This is a genomic window from Bradyrhizobium sp. CCBAU 45384, assembly GCF_028128665.1.
Taxonomy (GTDB): domain Bacteria; phylum Pseudomonadota; class Alphaproteobacteria; order Rhizobiales; family Xanthobacteraceae; genus Bradyrhizobium; species Bradyrhizobium manausense.
The window spans coordinates 192910-210065 of sequence record NZ_LBIZ01000113.1 but is presented as its reverse complement, the minus strand read 5'-3'; the positions used below and the strand labels follow the sequence as shown (position 1 = coordinate 210065).

Here is a 17156-nt window from a genome sequence, read left to right as displayed (position 1 = left end):
CGCAGCGTCTGGTAGATCGCCTTGAGGAGAGTGACATCGCGTTGGTTAGATCGCGCGGTGCCATCGGATTCTTGGTCCAGAACAGACCTCAAACCGTTTCAACAGAAGCGTCGAAAAATCCAACTCAGACATGCGGGCGGCTTCCCTGGGGAAACGCCGCAGGCCGATCTGTCGCTTTGTCTAGGATCGTCAGGCAATCACCTCGGCCACGACGGCCTTCACGACGTCCCGTACATCGGCCGGCTTCATCCGCACCTGCAGGCCTCGCTGGCCGCCATTGAGATAAACGAGATCATGCACGAGCGCGCTTCTCTCGATCACGGTGGCGACCTGCTTGCGCTGCCCGAACGGGCTGATGCCGCCGACCTTGTAGCCGGTGACGCGCTCGGCCTCCGGCGGCTTCATCATCTGCGCCGACTTGCCGCCCACGGCTGCTGCGAGCTTCTTCATCGAAACTTCCTGGTCGGACGGCACGATGACGCAAACCGGCTTGCCGTCCACCAGCGCCATCAGCGTCTTCAAGACGCGCGCCGGATCTTCGCCGAGCGCGGCGGCGGCCTGCAGGCCGATGCTTTCGGCATCGGGATCATAGTCGTAGGCGTGGACAGTGAAGGCGGCACCGGCGGCTGCGAGCGCGCGGGTGGCCGGGGTGACTTTGGACATGAGGTACGTTTGCCGAACGGCGATGCCCGGCGCTGTTGGTGATCATGCCTTTATACAGGTGTTTTGCCCGACGCCGCAAGCATTTTTCGGTAAGACCGAAAATTCCTCAAGCCTTTCAACCCCGTCCTACTGTGCATGGGGTTGTTTTTCGCCTGATGCTACTCCGCCGCGTCGCGCATCTCCGCCCGTTCGGCCCTCGCCGCGCAGAACTTGAACTCCGGGATCTTGCCGAACGGATCGAGCGCCGGATTGGTGAGCAGGTTCGCCGCCGCTTCCGCGTAACAGAACGGCATGAACACCATGTTCTCAGGCACGTCGCGATCCGACCGCACCTTGACCTCGACCGCGCCGCGGCGGGTCTCGAGCCGAATGAAATCGCCAGGCACGAGCTTCTTCTTGCGCATGTCCTTCGGCGACATGAACGCCACCGCCTCGGGCTCGATCTGGTCTAGCACCTGGGCGCGGCGGGTCATCGAGCCGGTGTGCCAGTGCTCCAGCACGCGGCCGGTCGACAGCACCATCGGATATTCATCGTCCGGAAGCTCATCCGGCGGGATGACCTTGGCCGCCACGATCTTGCCGCGACCGCTCGCGGTCGGGAAGCCCGTGGTGAAGATGATCTCGTTGCCGGGCTTGTCGGGAGCATCGGCCGGATAGGTGACGGCGCCTTCGCGCACCAGCCGCTCCCAGCTGATGTTCTTCAGCGACGGCATCAGCTCCGCCATCTCGGTGTAGACATCGCCCGGGCCGGCATAATTCCACGGCAGGCCCATGCGCTTGCCGATCTCCTGGATGATCCAGAGATCCTGCCGCGCATCGCCCGGCGGCTTGATCACCTGACGCGCGAGCTGGACGCGGCGATCGGTGTTGGTGAAGGAGCCGTCCTTCTCGGCAAACGCCGAGGCCGGCAGGATGACGTCGGCGTGGAACGCGGTCTCGGTGACGAAGAGATCCTGCACCACGAGATGATCGAGCATCGCGAGCGCCTGGCGCGCATGCTGCAAGTCGGGGTCGGACATCGCGGGATTCTCACCCTCGATATACATGCCCTTGATCTCGCCCGCATGGATCGCGTTCATGATCTCGACCACGGTCAGGCCGCGGACGGGATCGAGATCCTGCTGCCACAGCTTTTCGAAAGCGCCGCGCAGATCGTCGCGACCGACCGGCTGGTAGTCCGGCAGGAACATCGGGATCAGGCCGGCGTCGGAGGCGCCCTGCACGTTGTTCTGGCCGCGCAGCGGATGCAGGCCGGTGCCGGGCCGGCCGACCTGGCCGGTGATCAGCGCCAGCGCGATCAGGCAGCGCGCATTGTCGGTGCCATGGACGTGCTGGCTGATGCCCATGCCCCAGAAGATGATCGACGATTTGGCGCGTGCATAGGTACGCGCGACTTCGCGCAGCGTCTGCGCCGGGATGCCGCAGATCGGCTCCATCTTCTCCGGCGTGAACTCCTTGATCTTCTCCTTGAGGTCCTCGAAGCCCTCGGTGTAGCCCGCGATGTACTGATCGTCGGTCAGGCCTTCGGTGATGATCGTGTTGATCATCGCGTTCAGCATGGCGACGTCGGAGCCGGGCTTGAACTGCAGATGCTTGGTGGCGTGACGCGACAGCGACTGCCGGCGCGGATCCATCACGAACAGTTTTGCGCCGTTCTGCTTGACCGCGTTCTTGATGAAGGTCGCGGCCACCGGATGGTTGACGGTCGGATTGGCGCCGATCACCCAGATCACTTCCGCGTCCATCGCCGCCGAGAACGGCGCCGACACCGCGCCGGAGCTCAGGCCTTCGAACAGCGCCGCGACCGACGAGGCGTGGCATAGCCGGGTGCAGTGATCGACGTTGTTCGAGCCGAAGCCGGTGCGGACCAGCTTCTGGAACAGATAGGCCTCCTCATTGGAGCCCTTGGCCGAGCCGAAGCCGGCGAGCGCCTTCACGCCCTTCTCGTCGCGGATCTTGACGAGGCCCTTGGCGGCGATGTCGAGCGCCTCGTCCCAGCTTGCCTCGCGGAAATGGGTAAAGGGATTGGCCGGATCGACCTGGTCGTTGGCATCCTTCTTCGCATTCGGCAGCCGCACCAGCGGCTTGGTCAGACGATGCGGATGGTGGATGTAGTCGAAGCCGAAGCGACCCTTGACGCAGAGACGGTTATGATTGGCGGGGCCATCGCGGCCCTCGGCATAAATCACCTTCTCGTCCTTGACCTCGTAGGTGACTTGGCAGCCGACGCCGCAGAACGGGCAGAGCGAATCCACCTTCCTGTCGGCGTAAGTCACGCGGGTCTGCTTGTCGTCGAGCATGACGGCCGGCATCAGCGCGCCGGTCGGACAGGCCTGCACGCATTCGCCGCAAGCAACGCAGGTCGACTCACCCATGGGATCGTCGAAGTCGAACACGATCTTGGAACTATGGTTGCGATAGGCCATGCCGATGACGTCATTGACCTGGACCTCGCGGCAAGCGCGCACGCAGAGGCCGCACTGGATGCAGGCATCGAGATTGACCCGCATCGCCGGATGGCTGGCGTCGGTCTCCCAACGCTCGGCAGCCGGGAAGCGGCTCTCGGTGACGCCCGTGGTCTCGGCCCAGTGCCAGAACTTCGAATCCGGATCGTGGCTGGTCTCGCGCGCCGGCTGATCGGCGACAAGCAGCTCCATCACCATTTTCTGCGCGGCGGTCGCGCGCGCGGATTCGGTCTTCACCTTCATGCCGACCGACGGCGTGCGCTTGCACGAAGCCGCCAGCACCCGCTCGCCCTCGATCTCGACCATGCAGGCGCGGCAATTGCCGTCGGGCCGATAGTCTGGTGCGGGCGAATAGCACAAATGCGGGATGTCGCGGCCCTGGCGTTTGGCGACCTGCCAGATCGTCTCGCCGGGCCTGGCCTCGACCTGCTTGCCGTCGAGCTCGAACGTAATCTTGGTCATTCGGCCGCTTCCTTGAACTCGTCAGGGAAATATTTGATCACGGAGGACAGCGGATTCGATGCCGCCTGGCCAAGCCCGCAGATCGAGGCATCGCGCATCGCCTGGCTCAATTCTTCCAGCAATGCGCGGTTCCAGACCGGCTTCTGCATCAGCAGCGCCGCCTTCTGGGTTCCGACGCGGCACGGCGTGCACTGGCCGCAGCTCTCGTCCTCGAAAAATTTCATCAGGTTCAGTGCGGCTGCGCGCACGCTGTCCTTTTGCGACAGGATCACGATCGCGGCGGAACCGATGAAGCAGCCGTATTTTTCGAGCGTGCCGAAATCGAGCGGGATGTCGTCCATCGACGCCGGCAGGATGCCGCCGGACGCGCCGCCCGGAAGGTAGGCGTAGAACTGGTGGCCATCGGCCATGCCGCCGCAATATTCGTCGATCAGCTCGCGCACGGTGATGCCCGCAGGCGCAAGCTTCATGCCCGGATTCTTGACGCGCCCCGAGACCGAGAAGCTGCGCAAGCCATGACGCTCATGGCGGCCATGGCCCTTCCACCAGTCAGCGCCCTTCTCGACGATGTCGCGCACCCACCACAGCGTCTCGATGTTGTTGATCAACGTCGGCAGGCCGAACAGGCCGACCTGGAACGGATAAGGCGGCTTGTGGCGGGGCAGCCCGCGCTTGCCCTCGATGCTTTCGAGCAGCGAAGACTCTTCGCCGCAGATGTAAGCGCCGGCGCCGCGGCGCATGTGCAATGTCGGGCCGCCCGCAGGCAACTTTGCGATCTCGCGCGTGAGGATGTCGCGCGAGGCCGGATATTCGTCGCGCAGATAGATGTAGACGTCGGAGGCCTGCACCACATGCGCGCCGATCAGCATGCCCTCGATGAAGCGATGCGGATCGGTTTCGAGATAATAGCGGTCCTTGAACGTGCCGGGCTCGCCCTCGTCGCCATTGATCGCCATCAGCCGCGGACCGGGCTCGCCCAGCACAGCACGCCATTTGCGTCCCGTCGGGAAGCCCGCGCCGCCGAGGCCGCGCAGCGACGCATCGTCGAGCGACTTCAAGAGATCGTCCGTCGACATCTCGCCCGAGCGCAAGCGGCCGAGCAGCTTGTAGCCGCCGCCGGCAACATAAGCGTCGTAATCGATATAATCAGGCAGATGCGCGTGAGTATCACCGACCTTCGCCGCAGCCATCACATTGGCAACGGTCGCGTGATCGACGAAGTTGTGTCCGACTTCCGCGGCAGGCGCGGTATCGCAGCGGCCGACGCAGGGCGCGCGCACCACGCGGATGCCGGGCCCAGAGGCGTCTTGCAAATCCGCAAGCAGCTTCTCTCCCCCGAGCATCGCGCAGGTCAGCGAATCGCAGACGCGGACCGTCAGCGGGGCAATATCAGGCTCGCCCTCCTTCACCACGTCGAAATGCGCGTAGAAGGTCGCGGTCTCGAACACTTCGGCGAAGGCGAGCTTCATCTCGTCGGCAAGCGCGGCGAGATGCGCAGCCGAGATCTGGTGATATGTGTCCTGGATCAGGTGCAGATATTCGATCAGGAGATCGCGCCGCCGCGGGCGATCTCCGAGCAATTGCTCGATCTCATGCGCGGCGGTCGGATCGACCTGACGCCCCTTGGGCGTCGCCTTGGCGCGCCGGCGCCCCTCGCCCGGGTGCTCGAATTCCCTGACCTTGTGAACGTCGTCGTTGCTGCTCATGGAAACGTCGCGTTCTCCTCAAAAGCGCGATGATCTCCGGGCGGGATGACCATCGCGATCCGCCCTGATTTTCTAGGCACGATCATCCGGGAACCGCGTCTCCGCGGCACAGTGGATCGAACCCGATCGAACCGACTCTAGTCTCTGGTATGCCAGATGCAAGAGAGAATTTAGAAAGACTCTATAATGCTTTACGGGGAAGGCCACCGCTCTGCGTACCCTCCGCGCAACCGCAAAGTGGAACCCTGGCTTAGGTCCTCTCCATGCAGTCCTGGATATAGAACCAGCGGTCATCGCCGATCAGCCCCTTGGCCTTCACCTCGGCGCGACACGCCTTCAGCTTCGGCTTGTTGGCGGCCCACTTCGCCTTCATGTCTTTCAGCTTCTGCATGGTGAGCTTGATCTTGCCCGATGGCTTGGCGTCGGTCGTTGCGGCAGGTGCAGGCGCCGTCGCGGTCTGCGCGGACGCGGTGTGAAGGCTTGCTGCCAGCATCATGGCGGCAAGGCAGATACGGGTGCGAAGCATGAAATCCCCCTAGATTCTGTTCTTGAGCAATTCGACAGATGCGCGCGGAAGGCCATGTGACCTTCCGCGGCGGCATGGATCTACGATCAGAAGATCTTGACCGCGCTCTCCAGCGTCTTCCAGACGCCCCAGGCCAAGGGAACTCCGACGAAAGCCCAGAACAGCGCCGCCTTGGCATCCAGACCGCCCCTGCCGATGCCAAACGAGCCGTGCTGGATCGCCGCTTCGTTCTTCGCGCTGGCCGCCTGCAAGCGGGCGACCTCCTCCTGGCTCATGTTCCACTTGGGATCGACGGGCTTGATCAGATAGTTGCAGATCAAGCCGGCGATCAGCATGGCGCAGAGGATGTACATCGTCGTGTTGTAGAGCTGATCGCGCGGCACACCGGCGGCGAGTTGGAACTCGCGGATGTAGTTCACCACGACCGGGCCGATGATGCCCGCGGTCGACCATGCCGTCAGCAGACGGCCATGAATGGCACCGACAAACTGTGTGCCGAACATGTCGGCGAGATAGGCAGGCACGGTCGCGAAGCCACCGCCATACATCGACAGGATAATGCCGAAGCCGACCACGAACAGCAGCTTCGAGCCCATTGCCGCAAAGGTCGGCGCCAGCGCGTAGAGCGCGATGCCGAGCAGGAAGAACGTGTAATAGGTGTTCTTGCGGCCGAGATAGTCGGACAGCGAGGCCCAGAAGAACCTGCCGGCGATGTTGAACAGCGACAACAGACCGGCAAAGCCCGCCGCGATGCCGGCGATGACGGTCTTCTGCTCAGTCGAGAGCTGGCTGAAAGTTACATCGGGCAGACCGATCAGCTTGCCGGCGAAGATCTCCTGCAACATCGGCGAGGCCATGCCGATCACGCCGATGCCTGCCGACACGTTCAGGCAGAGCACCCACCAGATCAGCCAGAACTGCGGCGTCTTGTGCGCATTGTCGAGATGCACGTGATGCTCGGTGATCATCGACTTCTTTTCGCTCGGCGGCGTCCAGCCCTCGGGCTGCCAGCCGACCGGGATCACGCGATAGGCAAACGCGCCGATCATCATGAACACGAAATAGATGACGCCCATCGCAACGAACGTCTCCCAGACACCGACCGAGGTCGGCGTCTTGAAATAGTTGATCAGGAGGTTGGCGAGGGGCGCGCCGATCATGGCGCCGCCGCCAAATCCCATGATGGCCATGCCGGTCGCCATGCCGCGACGGTCGGGGAACCATTTCACCAGCGTCGACACCGGCGAGATGTAGCCCAAACCGAGACCGACGCCGCCGATCACGCCGCAACCGAGCCACATGATCCAGAGTTGGTGGACATAGACGCCGAAGGCGCCGATCAGAAGACCACCGCCCCAGCAGCAGGCCGCGACGGCACCCGCCTTGCGCGGGCCCGCGCGCTCGAGCCAGCCGCCCCAGATCGCGGCGGAGACGCCGAGCAGCACGAAGAACAGCGTGTACATCCACCCCAGGCTCGCGACCTTCCAATCGCAGGTGGTGGTGAACAGCTCCTGAAACAGCGAGATGTCCGGGCAGGCCTTGCTCTGCGTGATGCCGATCGCGCGCGACAGCGGCAGCCAGAACACGGAGAAGCCGTAGGCCATGCCGATGCAGAGATGGATGCAGAGCGCCGCCGGCGGCACCAGCCAGCGGTTGAAGCCTGCCTTTGCGACCGTATGTTCGCGATCGAAAATTCCTGCGCCAGCGCCTGAAATCCTTCCCGCGCTCTCGATTGTCGTCATGCACTCCTCCCCTGCAGTCGCCCTTCTGAGCGAGACTGCCGCTACGATCCAGTTCCTCAGCCCATTGCGGCGCAGCTCTGGTCCCCGCTGCTCCGCAAAATCATCCAACACGCGCCAGGACCGTCACGCATGTCTGAAAAGTTAACCCCTCGAACAGGACTCTATGCCCGATACGATGTGACGGCTTCGTGCGTGGCCCGCTGATCCGCGTATCGCGGACACGATTCAACCTCCGCGCCGGCGCGGACAAAGTCAATTGGGGCAGAAGCCGGGATCGATGTCGATAGACAAAAGGTCGGTATCAGCGCAGTAACGCGCCTAAGAACGCAGCGCACCATTGGCACTTTTTATCGAGCCATTCGCTTTTTCTATCAAGAACACGATGCGCGCCTCGTTGCGCTCGGTGATCTCCACCGTGTCGCCCGTCTCGCGGATCAGGTTCGGAATGTCAATGATCGACAAGGGATCGGTGCAGAGGACTTCGAGCTGATCGCCCGGCTGCAATGGTTTCAGCGCCTTGCGCGTCTTGAGGGCCGGCAACGGGCATTTGAGCCCGGTGAGATCAAGCGTCGTTCTGGTCATCAGGGCAACATGGCGGGAGGGATCGATTGCGTCAACGCGAGGGCCTCAGAGCAGGTTGGCGTAGGACAGGAAACCTACGCTGTCGCCGGGTTCGACGCGCGTGATATCTTCGCCGAGTTCAATGAGGCCATCGGTCTCCACCAATGACGACAGCAGGCCTGCTCCTTCGCGCGGGAACTTGATTGCCTCCAGCGCGCCATCCTGTGCGCGGCGCAACGAGGCGCGAACATATTCGCGGCGACCCAGCTTCTTCCTATAGGTGAACGCCGCACGCAGCGGGATCGGCGCTAGCGGCTCCGGCAGGCTGCCGGCGAGCGCGAGCACGGTTGGCCGCACCACGTGAACGAATGTGACGAAACTTGCGACGGGATTACCGGGCAGCCCGATCAGCGGCGTGCCGCCGATGATGCCCATCGCCACAGGCCGGCCGGGCTTGATCGCCATCCGCCACAGCACGAGCGAGCCGACGCTCTCGACCGCCGCCTTGACGTGGTCCTCCTCGCCGGTCGAGACGCCACCGGTGGTGAGGATCAGATCATGGTGGCCCGCCACCTGTTTCAATCCGTTGGCGAGCGAGGCGCGCTCGTCGCGGAGAATGCCGAGATCGGAGACTTCGCAGCCGAGCCGGCGCAGCATCGCCATCAGCATGAAACGATTGGAATCGAACAGCTGCGAGGCCGCACGCGGCTCGCCCGGCGAGGCCAGCTCGTTGCCGGTCGAGAACACGGCGACGCGAATACGGCTGACGACGTCAAGTCGGGTCAGGCCAAAGGCGGCGGCAAGGGCAACATGCTGCGGCCGCAGTCGCAGGCCTGCTCGCAGCGCGATGTGGCCAACGGGGATATCCTCGCCTGCCGGCCGAACGTTTGCACCCGACTTCAGTCCTGATGGCAGCACGATCTTTCCTGATACATCGATGCGGACATCCTCCTGCATGAAGACGGTCCCGGCCCCCGGCGGCATCGGCGCGCCCGTGAAGATGCGTGCAGTGTGGCCGGGCTTGATCGGCGCCTGCGCAAGGCCGCCGGCCTGGATACGGCCATCGAGCGGGAAGGCCTGTTCCCCGTCCCGCGGAAGATCCGCGTCGCCGACGGCATAGCCGTCGACGGCAGAGTTGGTGAAAGGCGGCAACGGCAGCGGCGCCGCGATATCGCGCGCCAGCACGCGCCCGTCGGCATCCACGAGCGCCACCGTCTCAAGGTCGGCAATCGCGTGGACGCGGGTCGTGATCAGGCCAACAGCCTCGTCGACCGACATCATCGGTCCGCCGAAAGCAAAGCAATCGTCCGACAGTTGCGCCATGGTGCCTCGTCAGCGCGTCGCCGCGCTTCTTGCCATCGCATCCTCGACCTGTATGGCGGCACGCAGCATGAGAGCCGCTACAGCCTCAATGTCATCGAGATGGACGGTCGGCAGCCGGGTTTCAACCGCAGCGTCGGTGGCAATCCCGACAATGCCGGGATCATCGGGGAACAGCAGCGGCTTGGCATTGGCGGCCCGATGCACCTCGATCTTGCGATGCGGCTCGCGCTTGAAGCCTTCGACCACGACGAGATCGACCGCGGACAGCTTGCTGAGAAGTTCCGGCAACCGCGGCTCGGCTGCGCCGCGCAACTCGTGCATCAAGGCCCAGCGGTTCGACGACGCCACCAGCACCTCGGCCGCCCCGGCCTCGCGGTGGCGCCACGAATCCTTGCCGGGCACATCGACGTCAAACCGATGGTGGGCATGCTTGATGACGGAGACGCGCAGGCCCTGCGCGTTGAAATGCGGGATCAGCCGCGTCAACAGCGTGGTCTTGCCCGCTCCGCTCCAGCCTGCAAGGCCGATGACTTTCATAACCATTCGATCTCCGCCACCGGCTCGCGAGCAGATGGAACCTCCGGCCTCTCCCCGTCATTGCGAACGCAGCGAAGCAATCCAGGGTGCTTCCGAGGAAAGATGCCGGATCGCTTCGCTCGCACTGACGAACGCAGGCATTTTGCCCACTCCCCGGCATGCTTATATCGGCTTGGGGCGAATGTCATGCTAACGTCGCGGCCATGATGAAGATCGACAAGGCCCCGGTGCCTCTGATTATCCCTGACCCCGGCGACCCGCGCCTGACCCAGAGCGTGACCGGGACTGACCAGACCGGCGCCAGGGTCGAAATCAAGGTGCCGATGGAGCGGCCGCTGACGCTCTACCTGAATTCCCAGGAGATCGTCACCATGATGACGATCGGCGACTATCCGGAATATCTGGCGCTCGGCTATTTGCTGAACCAGAACATGCTGAAATATAACGACGCGGTCACCGAGGTCGAATATGACGACGACCTTCAGGTCGTTGTCGTGCGCACCTCACACCACACCAATTTCGAAGCCAGGCTCAAGAAGCGCACGCAGACTTCCGGCTGTGCGCAGGGCACCGCCTTCGGCGATCTGTTGGAAGCGGTCGAGAGCGTCGCGCTGCCAAGGGCGGAGCTGCGCACCTCCTGGCTCTACCGGATGACGCAAACCATCAACACCATGCCATCGCTCTATCTCGAGGCCGGCGCGATCCATGGCTGCGTGCTGTGCAAGGAAGGCGAGCCGCTCTGCTACACCGAGGACGTCGGCCGCCATAATGCGGTCGACAAGATCGCAGGCTGGATGTACCGCCACGGCGTCGATCCCGGCGACAAGATCCTCTACACCACGGGCCGCCTCACCTCGGAGATGGTGATCAAGACCGTACGCATGGGCATTCCGATCCTGGTGTCGCGATCCGGCTTCACCGCCTGGGGCGTCGATCTCGCGCGGCAAGTCGGCCTGACGCTGGTCGGACGCACCCGCGGAAAACGCTTCATCGCACTCGCCGGCGAGGAGCGGATCGTCTACGACCAGAATCTCGCTTACGTCGAAGAGGAATCAGCGAGGCACAAGCGCAAGGGCGAAAGTGGTGACGACTAACATTCCGCCAACGAGCCTTCCGCCGACTCTTGGCGTGCTGCTCGCCGGCGGCCTGGCACGTCGCATGGGCGGTGGTGACAAGCCGATGCGCACCATCGGCGGCCGCACCATACTGGAGCGCGTGATCGCGCGCCTGTCGCCCCAGTGCGACGGATTGATCCTCAACGCGAATGGCGATCCGGCGCGTTTCGCTACATTCGGCTTGCAGGTTGTTGCCGACGACGTGCCCGGCTTCCCCGGTCCGCTCGCCGGCATTTTGGCCGCACTGGACTGGACCGCAGCAAACCGGCCGGAGATCGAATGGGTGCTCAGCGCCGCCGGGGACTGCCCGTTCCTGCCACGTGACCTCGTCGCACGGCTCCACGCGGCGCGGGCGCGGGAGAACGCGCAGCTCGCGGTCGCCGCCTCGGGCGACCAGTCGCATCCGGTGATTGGCCTGTGGCGCGTCGCCTTGCGCGACGAGCTGCGCCACGCCCTGGTCGTCGAGGATCTCCGCAAGATCGACCGCTGGACCGCGCGCTATCCGCTTGCGACAGTAACATGGCCGGCCGAGCCGCTCGATCCGTTCTTCAATGCGAACACGGTGGAGGACATCACTGCAGCCGAGCGTCTCGCGGCACTGGATGCGGCATCCTAGCATTTAACGGAACATCGAACCGGATGGAGACGAGCTGCGACTACTGATCGGGACGCACTCCGGATCAGCCATGCGGAAGCCGAGGAGCGGGAATGCGCGAGAGAGCGCGCCGCTCAGGCCAGCGGCATCGGCTCGGTCGTCTAGAGCATGATCCGGAAAAGTGTGAAGCGGTTTTCCCTGGCGACGTCAGCGGAACGCGTTTGCGCGGAGATCATCCTCAAACAAAGAGCTTAGGCGCGATGACGATTGAACCCAATCTCAACGCGCTTTAGGCAGGCCGGAATCCGGCTCGCTGCAGCGCCGCACGCGCCTCCTCCGAGCCGAGCGCATCGAGAAAAGCCTGCACGGCCGGACGCTGCTTGCGCGAGGTCACCAAGGCAAAATCATAATGCTCTTCCGCGAACGGAATGAAAGCGAGATTGGCCGCATGGGCGACCGGCGCAATGGTCATGCCCCAGTCCGCACGGTGCTGCGCGACGGCGGCTGCAACCGCGTTGTGCGAGCGCGGCTGGTTCCAATAGCCTTCCGGGCGCGCTCCGCCGAGCAGGCGGTCGATCAAGATACGCGTGCCGGCGCCCTGGTTGCGGTTGACCATGATGCAGGCGGGGTCGGCGACCGCGGCAGCGACGGCCTCTTTTGCGCCGCGCTCCTCGAAGCGCTTGTCGCCCTTGCGGAAGACAATGCCTTGCATTCGCCGCCACCCCGGCGCGAGCTCGAGCCCCTCGACGAGATATGGCGCGTTGTAGGTCTCCGTCTTGTCGTCGAACAGATGGATCGGCGCGAGATCGCATTCGCCGCGCTTGGCCGCCGCCAGGCCCCCGAGACTGCCAACGGCAATCGAGCGCACAGTGAGGCCCGCATGGGCGAGCGGCGCGGTGACGAGATCGAGGCCGGTGCAATGGCTGCCGACGATGACGAGATCAGGCACCCGCACATGCGGCGTGAACAGCGTCACCTCGGCCTTCGTCCCCGCGGGCATCTGGTCGGCGAGCGCATCGATGCGCAAAAAGCCATCGGCCTGCGCGAAGGATGTGATCGCACCTGAGCCCTTGCCGGAAGGGTAGGCGATCAGCCCGTCCTTGCCCTCGACCAGCGAGACCATGACGAACTCGGTACGGCCAAGCTCGGAGGCAATGCGTACCGGCACCGTCGCACTCACCTTGGCATCGGAGCGCGGCGGCAATCCGGCCATCTTGCGCAGCGCCGGCACGATCATGTCGTGGAAGGTGAACATCGCCGAGGTCGGAAAGCCCGGCAGGATCACCACCGGCTTGCCGTCGCACACGGCAAGGCACAGCGGCTTGCCGGGCTTGAGCGCCACGCCATGCGCGATGACGCCGGGCAGGCCGAGCCGATCGATAATGCGATGGGACAGGTCGCCCGCGCCCTTCGATGTGCCGCCCGACAGCACCAGCATGTCGGAATCCGCCAGCGCCTGACGCATCGCCACTTCCAGCCTGACTTCGTCGTCGGGAATCGCACCGAGGAAGATCGCCTCGCCGCCGTTCTCGTTGATCGCGGCTGCGACGATCGCACCATTGGTGTCGTAGATCGCCGCCGGCGCAAGCGCCTCGCCGGGCTGCACGAGCTCGTCGCCAGTGGAGATCACCGCAACCCGCGGCTTCCGTGCGACTCTGACCTCGGCTATGCCGCAGGCCGCCAGCATGCCGATCTCGCGCGAGCCGATGATTGTGCCGGCGCGCAGCAGCGCTTCGCTGCGCGCGATGTCGGAGCCGGCGTACGAGACGAACTGCCCCGGCGAGACTGCGCGACGGACATCGATCGCAGCGAGGCCGGACGGCTGGGTGTGCTCGACCATGACGACGGCATCGGCGCCGCGCGGCAGCGGGCCGCCGGTCGCGATTGGCGTTGCGGTTCCTGTCGTCACTTGCAGCACAGGTGCGGTGCCGCAGTGAATGGTCTCGCCGTTCAGCGCCAGCCGCACGGGCGCGCCTTCGCCGGCGACTGAAAGATCTGCCGAGCGCACGGCAAAGCCGTCGACATTGGAGCGATCGAACGGCGGCACGTCGATCGGCGCGGTGATGTCTTCAGCAAGGGCCGCACCGAGCGCATCGGCGAGCTTGCGCGCCTCATTCGGGACCGGACGCGGAAACAGCGCAGCATCGAAGCGCGCCAACGCCTCCTCACGCGAAAGGATTTTGAGAAACTGCTCCTGCTCGAGCGTGCTGCGATCTGGCGGCCTTGGGATCATCGTCATGCCGGAACCCATATCATTCCCGCATCAAATAAGCATCGACCGGTTCGCCCGCAGCAAATCCCTCGCGGCTCGCGGGAATAAGCAACCATGCATCGGATCGGCCGATCGTGTGCAGCGGCCATTCGCCCATGGCAAGCGGCATCCACGTTTTATGTTCCTCCGCCAGTAGCGCGATCTCGGCAATGCCGACGCTGGAAGCAATTTTTCGCGCGAGCGGCAAGGTCACCGTGCGACGTGGTTGCCGTGCCGACAATCGATCGATCAGCGGAAGCACCAGCGCAACCCAGACCGCAAGCGCTTGAGCCGGCGAACCGGGCAAGGCGACGACCGGAACCTTTCCGAGCCGACCAGCGGCTGCGGTCCGTCCAGGCTGGAGCGCAAGACCGTGGGCGAGCTCCGCCCCGCGCTCAGCCAGCGCCGTCACCGCGGCATCCGCGCGACCGACGCCGCTGCCGCCGATCGTCAGCAGAAGATCGCAGGCGGACACATCGAGCGCCGCTGCGATCGACGCCGCATCGCGCGAACCGGCTTCATGCATGCTCACATCCAACCCTGCCGCGCTTGAAAGCTCGGCGATCATCTGCAGCGTCGCACTTCCGCCCGGCACGTTGACGATGCGCAGACGCGGCCGCCTGACGCTCAGCCTGTCCGCACCCGCAACGCGCGCGAGCAACAGAGCTGCTGCATCGACGGGACATCCCGTTGCGGCCGCGGGCGCGTTCTCGGCGATATCGCTGCCCGCACGCGCGACGCCTTGTCCCGGAACGCCCTCCATCAGCGCCTGGGCGAGCGGGCCCGACACCTCGACTGCGTCAACATCGAGCACGCAATCACAGCCCGCCGGCATCGCGCCGCCGGCCTCGACCCACACCGGAAGGCCGGCCAGAGGCAGCGGCGAATAGGAGGACGCGCCGACGAGATCGCGGGCGCAAAGCGCCCAGCCATCCACTGCAGCGATGTCGCGCGGCGGAGAGGCCGGCAGCAATGGCATGCCCGCGGAAATACAGCCGGCCGCTTCAATCAGCGACAATTCGACCGGCACGACCGGATCGACGCCGCGCAGCAGTGCGGCAAGCCCGGTCTCGAGCGGGGTCAATGAAGGCGGCAGGCGCTGGATCATGTCTCATGATGGACCACGCATCGCGCGGTTTGGCAACCGCTCCTACCTCGGCCGTCAGCCGCCCGATTTGTCCGCGTTCGGAAAGAACACCTGCTGCCCGTCGACCTTGTAACCGGCGATCGCCGCTTGCCCCTCCGGAGAGATCAGCCACTCGATGAAGGTCTGGCCCAGCTCTCTCTTCACGTCCGGAAATTTTTCCGGGTTCACGAGCATCACGCCATATTGGTTGAGCAACCGCTTGTCGCCCTCGACGATGATGTCGAGATCGCCGCGTTCCCTAAACGAGATCCAGCTGGCGCGATCTGCAAGCATATAGGCATTCGCCTTGCGCGCGGCATCGAGCGCCGCGGTCATGCCCTGCCCGCTTTCGCGATACCAGGCGCCCTTGGCACTGGCGATGTCGATGCCGGCAACGATCCAGAGTGCGAGCTCCGCCGCATGGGTGCCGGAACGATCGCCCCGCGTCACGAACGGCGCACCCTTGGCTTCGATTGCCTTCAGCGCAGTGGCGATGTCCTTGCCCTTCACGCCGGCGGGATCGCTCTTCGGCCCGATCAGCACGAAATCATTGTACATCACGTCGTAGCGCTTGCTGGCGAAACCGTCAGCGACGAATTTCTCCTCCTGCGGCCGGGCGTGCATCAACACCACCTCGACCTCGCCTCTTCGGGCAACATCGAGCACCTCGTCGCTTCGGCGCGCAATCACCGTCACCTCGATGCCGGTCTTGTCGCGGAAAATCGGCAGCAGATAATCCATGAGGCCGGATTCTTGCGTCGCCGTCGTTGTCGCGAGGACGATACTGCGGTCCTGCGCGGACGCGGCCGCAACGGCCGCCGTGAGGCCGCAGGAAAGCGCGAAAGCGACGGACAGGCGGCCCATATCAGGTTCCCATTGCTATGACGCGATCATGATGATGATCGATTGCGCCGCACTCGTGACGCGATACCCATTGGGAAGGTCTTTCGGGAAATCTCGGCAAGCACGCGCACGCTTTAAGATCGTTCACTAAAGCAGTGAAAACCGGCGTGCGGACGTGTTGCAAAGCAGCGAGATGATCAGGCATGGTTCCCGCGGACCCGAACTGAAATGCAGAATTTCCCCTGCGTTGAACGTCAAAAAGAAGCAAGAATTTGCATAGGAATGCAGGATGGAATTCCTGACGACCAGCGAAGCCGCGGACTATCTCCGCCTCGGCGAACGCAAGCTCTACGAACTCGTAACCAACGGCGCGATCCCCTGCACCAAGGTAACAGGCAAATGGCTCTTCCCGCGACACGAGCTCGACCTCTGGGTGCTGTCGGGCCTGGCGCGCCCTGCCGGCATGCTGACGGCAGAGCCGCCGCCGGTGGTGGGCGGCAGCCAGGACGAGCTGCTGGACTGGAGCCTCCGCGAGTCCGGTTCAGGCCTCGGATCGATGACAGAAGGCAGCGCGCGCGGGCTCGAGCGGCTGCAACGCAACGAGGTGATGGCGGTCGCCGTGCACTTCCACAGCCTCGACGCGGAAGGCAACCTTGCCTCCGACGCCAGCGTGACGGCGCTGCGGGACGCGCCTGACTTACATGATGCGCTGCTGGTCGCCTTCGTGCGCCGCGAACAAGGGCTCGTGCTGCCGTCCGGCAATCCAAAGCAGTTGCAGGGGCTCTCCGACGTGCTCGCGCTCGGCGCGCGGATGGCGATGCGACAGCAAGGCACCGGCGCGCAGATGCTGCTCGACGTGCTGCTGAAGCGCGCCGGCGCCTCGACGCGCGATCTGCGACGGGTGGAGACGCCGGCCCTCACCGGGCCCGACCTCGCCGAGATGGTCCGCGCCGGACAAGCCGATTGCGGCGTCGCGACGCGCGCGGCAGCGCGCTCGGCCGGGCTCGATTTCGTGCCGCTGGTCTGGGAGAATTTTGACCTCGCAATGCGGCAGCGCAGCTATTTCCGCCCCGCCATGCAGGCTCTGATCCGGTTCCTGGACGAACGGCGGCTGTGCCAACGCGCCGAGGAGCTGACCGGGTACGATCCCTCGCCCGCAGGCCAAATCCGTTTCGCGGCCTGAGATTGACGCCCACCCCCAAATAGTTGCAAAAGAAACCAATTCAGCCGGGCCGTACCCG

Annotated in this window: 14 protein-coding genes; 3 read left to right on the top strand and 11 right to left on the bottom strand. The window is 64.5% G+C overall.

Annotated features, from left to right (window positions below):
• Window positions 1-189 precede the first annotated feature (189 nt).
• The 8 genes from ybaK to mobB form a co-directional block, all read right to left on the bottom strand.
• On the bottom strand, window positions 190-663 hold the full coding sequence (ybaK, locus tag XH80_RS25690; protein WP_271600959.1) for a Cys-tRNA(Pro) deacylase: 474 nt from the start codon (window positions 661-663) through the stop codon (window positions 190-192).
• A 158-nt stretch (window positions 664-821) separates the two neighbouring features.
• Window positions 822-3590 carry a formate dehydrogenase subunit alpha gene (gene fdhF / locus XH80_RS25685; RefSeq protein ID WP_271600958.1) on the bottom strand — a complete coding sequence of 923 codons (2769 nt, stop codon included), beginning with the start codon at window positions 3588-3590 and terminating at the stop codon, window positions 822-824.
• Complete coding sequence (locus XH80_RS25680; RefSeq protein ID WP_271600957.1) at window positions 3587-5296, bottom strand: NADH-ubiquinone oxidoreductase-F iron-sulfur binding region domain-containing protein; 1710 nt, start codon at window positions 5294-5296, stop codon at window positions 3587-3589. Before XH80_RS25680 ends, fdhF begins: the two co-directional genes overlap by 4 nt.
• Window positions 5297-5546: 250 nt before the next feature.
• A complete protein-coding gene (locus tag XH80_RS25675) occupies window positions 5547-5822 on the bottom strand; it encodes a hypothetical protein (RefSeq protein ID WP_271600956.1) in 276 nt (91 codons plus the stop codon).
• A gap of 86 nt (window positions 5823-5908) precedes the next feature.
• On the bottom strand, window positions 5909-7564 hold the full coding sequence (locus tag XH80_RS25670; protein WP_271600955.1) for an OFA family MFS transporter: 1656 nt from the start codon (window positions 7562-7564) through the stop codon (window positions 5909-5911).
• Window positions 7565-7882: 318 nt separating this feature from the next.
• Complete coding sequence (locus XH80_RS25665; protein ID WP_271600954.1) at window positions 7883-8146, bottom strand: sulfurtransferase TusA family protein; 264 nt, start codon at window positions 8144-8146, stop codon at window positions 7883-7885.
• A gap of 45 nt (window positions 8147-8191) precedes the next feature.
• Window positions 8192-9448, bottom strand: a complete 1257-nt coding sequence (locus XH80_RS25660; RefSeq protein ID WP_271600953.1) for a molybdopterin molybdotransferase MoeA — start codon at window positions 9446-9448, stop codon at window positions 8192-8194.
• A 9-nt stretch (window positions 9449-9457) separates the two neighbouring features.
• A complete protein-coding gene (mobB, locus tag XH80_RS25655) occupies window positions 9458-9985 on the bottom strand; it encodes a molybdopterin-guanine dinucleotide biosynthesis protein B (protein WP_271601053.1) in 528 nt (175 codons plus the stop codon).
• 203 nt (window positions 9986-10188) lie between these two features.
• On the opposite strand from mobB, the gene XH80_RS25650 reads away from it, so the two are divergent.
• Together XH80_RS25650 and mobA are read left to right on the top strand one after the other, a co-directional pair.
• Window positions 10189-11079, top strand: a complete 891-nt coding sequence (locus tag XH80_RS25650; RefSeq protein WP_271600952.1) for a formate dehydrogenase accessory sulfurtransferase FdhD — start codon at window positions 10189-10191, stop codon at window positions 11077-11079.
• Window position 11080: 1 nt separating this feature from the next.
• Entirely contained in the window at window positions 11081-11716 is a 636-nt protein-coding gene (gene mobA / locus XH80_RS25645; RefSeq protein ID WP_271601052.1) for a molybdenum cofactor guanylyltransferase MobA, read from the top strand.
• 268 nt (window positions 11717-11984) lie between these two features.
• Here mobA and XH80_RS25640 read toward each other — a convergent pair whose 3' ends face one another.
• Genes XH80_RS25640 through XH80_RS25630 form a run of 3 tightly spaced genes read right to left on the bottom strand, consistent with a single transcriptional unit; the run spans window position 11985 to window position 15936 of the window.
• Window positions 11985-13934, bottom strand: coding sequence for a molybdopterin biosynthesis protein (locus XH80_RS25640; protein ID WP_271600951.1), 1950 nt, complete (start codon window positions 13932-13934; stop codon window positions 11985-11987).
• Window positions 13935-13947: 13 nt separating this feature from the next.
• Window positions 13948-15054, bottom strand: a complete 1107-nt coding sequence (locus XH80_RS25635) for a molybdopterin-binding protein (protein ID WP_271600950.1) — start codon at window positions 15052-15054, stop codon at window positions 13948-13950.
• 54 nt (window positions 15055-15108) lie between these two features.
• Window positions 15109-15936 carry a substrate-binding domain-containing protein gene (locus XH80_RS25630; protein WP_271600949.1) on the bottom strand — a complete coding sequence of 276 codons (828 nt, stop codon included), beginning with the start codon at window positions 15934-15936 and terminating at the stop codon, window positions 15109-15111.
• A 268-nt stretch (window positions 15937-16204) separates the two neighbouring features.
• Between XH80_RS25630 and XH80_RS25625 the strand changes: the two genes are divergently transcribed.
• Window positions 16205-17098: a helix-turn-helix transcriptional regulator gene (locus tag XH80_RS25625; RefSeq protein WP_271600948.1), complete on the top strand. Its 894-nt coding sequence runs from the start codon at window positions 16205-16207 to the stop codon at window positions 17096-17098.
• Window positions 17099-17156: the final 58 nt, after the last annotated feature.

What these genes read in the sequence shown, in the direction of transcription:
- XH80_RS25625 (WP_271600948.1), top strand. Translation starts at nt 16,205, where the DNA reads ATGGAATTCCTGACGACCAGCGAAGCCGCGGACTATCTCCGCCTCGGC.
- XH80_RS25680 (WP_271600957.1), bottom strand. Translation starts at nt 5,296, where the DNA reads ATGAGCAGCAACGACGACGTTCACAAGGTCAGGGAATTCGAGCACCCG.
- XH80_RS25675 (WP_271600956.1), bottom strand. Translation starts at nt 5,822, where the DNA reads ATGCTTCGCACCCGTATCTGCCTTGCCGCCATGATGCTGGCAGCAAGC.
- XH80_RS25640 (WP_271600951.1), bottom strand. Translation starts at nt 13,934, where the DNA reads ATGACGATGATCCCAAGGCCGCCAGATCGCAGCACGCTCGAGCAGGAG.
- XH80_RS25630 (WP_271600949.1), bottom strand. Translation starts at nt 15,936, where the DNA reads ATGGGCCGCCTGTCCGTCGCTTTCGCGCTTTCCTGCGGCCTCACGGCG.
- XH80_RS25635 (WP_271600950.1), bottom strand. Translation starts at nt 15,054, where the DNA reads ATGATCCAGCGCCTGCCGCCTTCATTGACCCCGCTCGAGACCGGGCTT.
- fdhF (WP_271600958.1), bottom strand. Translation starts at nt 3,590, where the DNA reads ATGACCAAGATTACGTTCGAGCTCGACGGCAAGCAGGTCGAGGCCAGG.
- XH80_RS25665 (WP_271600954.1), bottom strand. Translation starts at nt 8,146, where the DNA reads ATGACCAGAACGACGCTTGATCTCACCGGGCTCAAATGCCCGTTGCCG.
- XH80_RS25670 (WP_271600955.1), bottom strand. Translation starts at nt 7,564, where the DNA reads ATGACGACAATCGAGAGCGCGGGAAGGATTTCAGGCGCTGGCGCAGGA.
- XH80_RS25660 (WP_271600953.1), bottom strand. Translation starts at nt 9,448, where the DNA reads ATGGCGCAACTGTCGGACGATTGCTTTGCTTTCGGCGGACCGATGATG.
- ybaK (WP_271600959.1), bottom strand. Translation starts at nt 663, where the DNA reads ATGTCCAAAGTCACCCCGGCCACCCGCGCGCTCGCAGCCGCCGGTGCC.
- XH80_RS25650 (WP_271600952.1), top strand. Translation starts at nt 10,189, where the DNA reads ATGATGAAGATCGACAAGGCCCCGGTGCCTCTGATTATCCCTGACCCC.
- mobB (WP_271601053.1), bottom strand. Translation starts at nt 9,985, where the DNA reads ATGAAAGTCATCGGCCTTGCAGGCTGGAGCGGAGCGGGCAAGACCACG.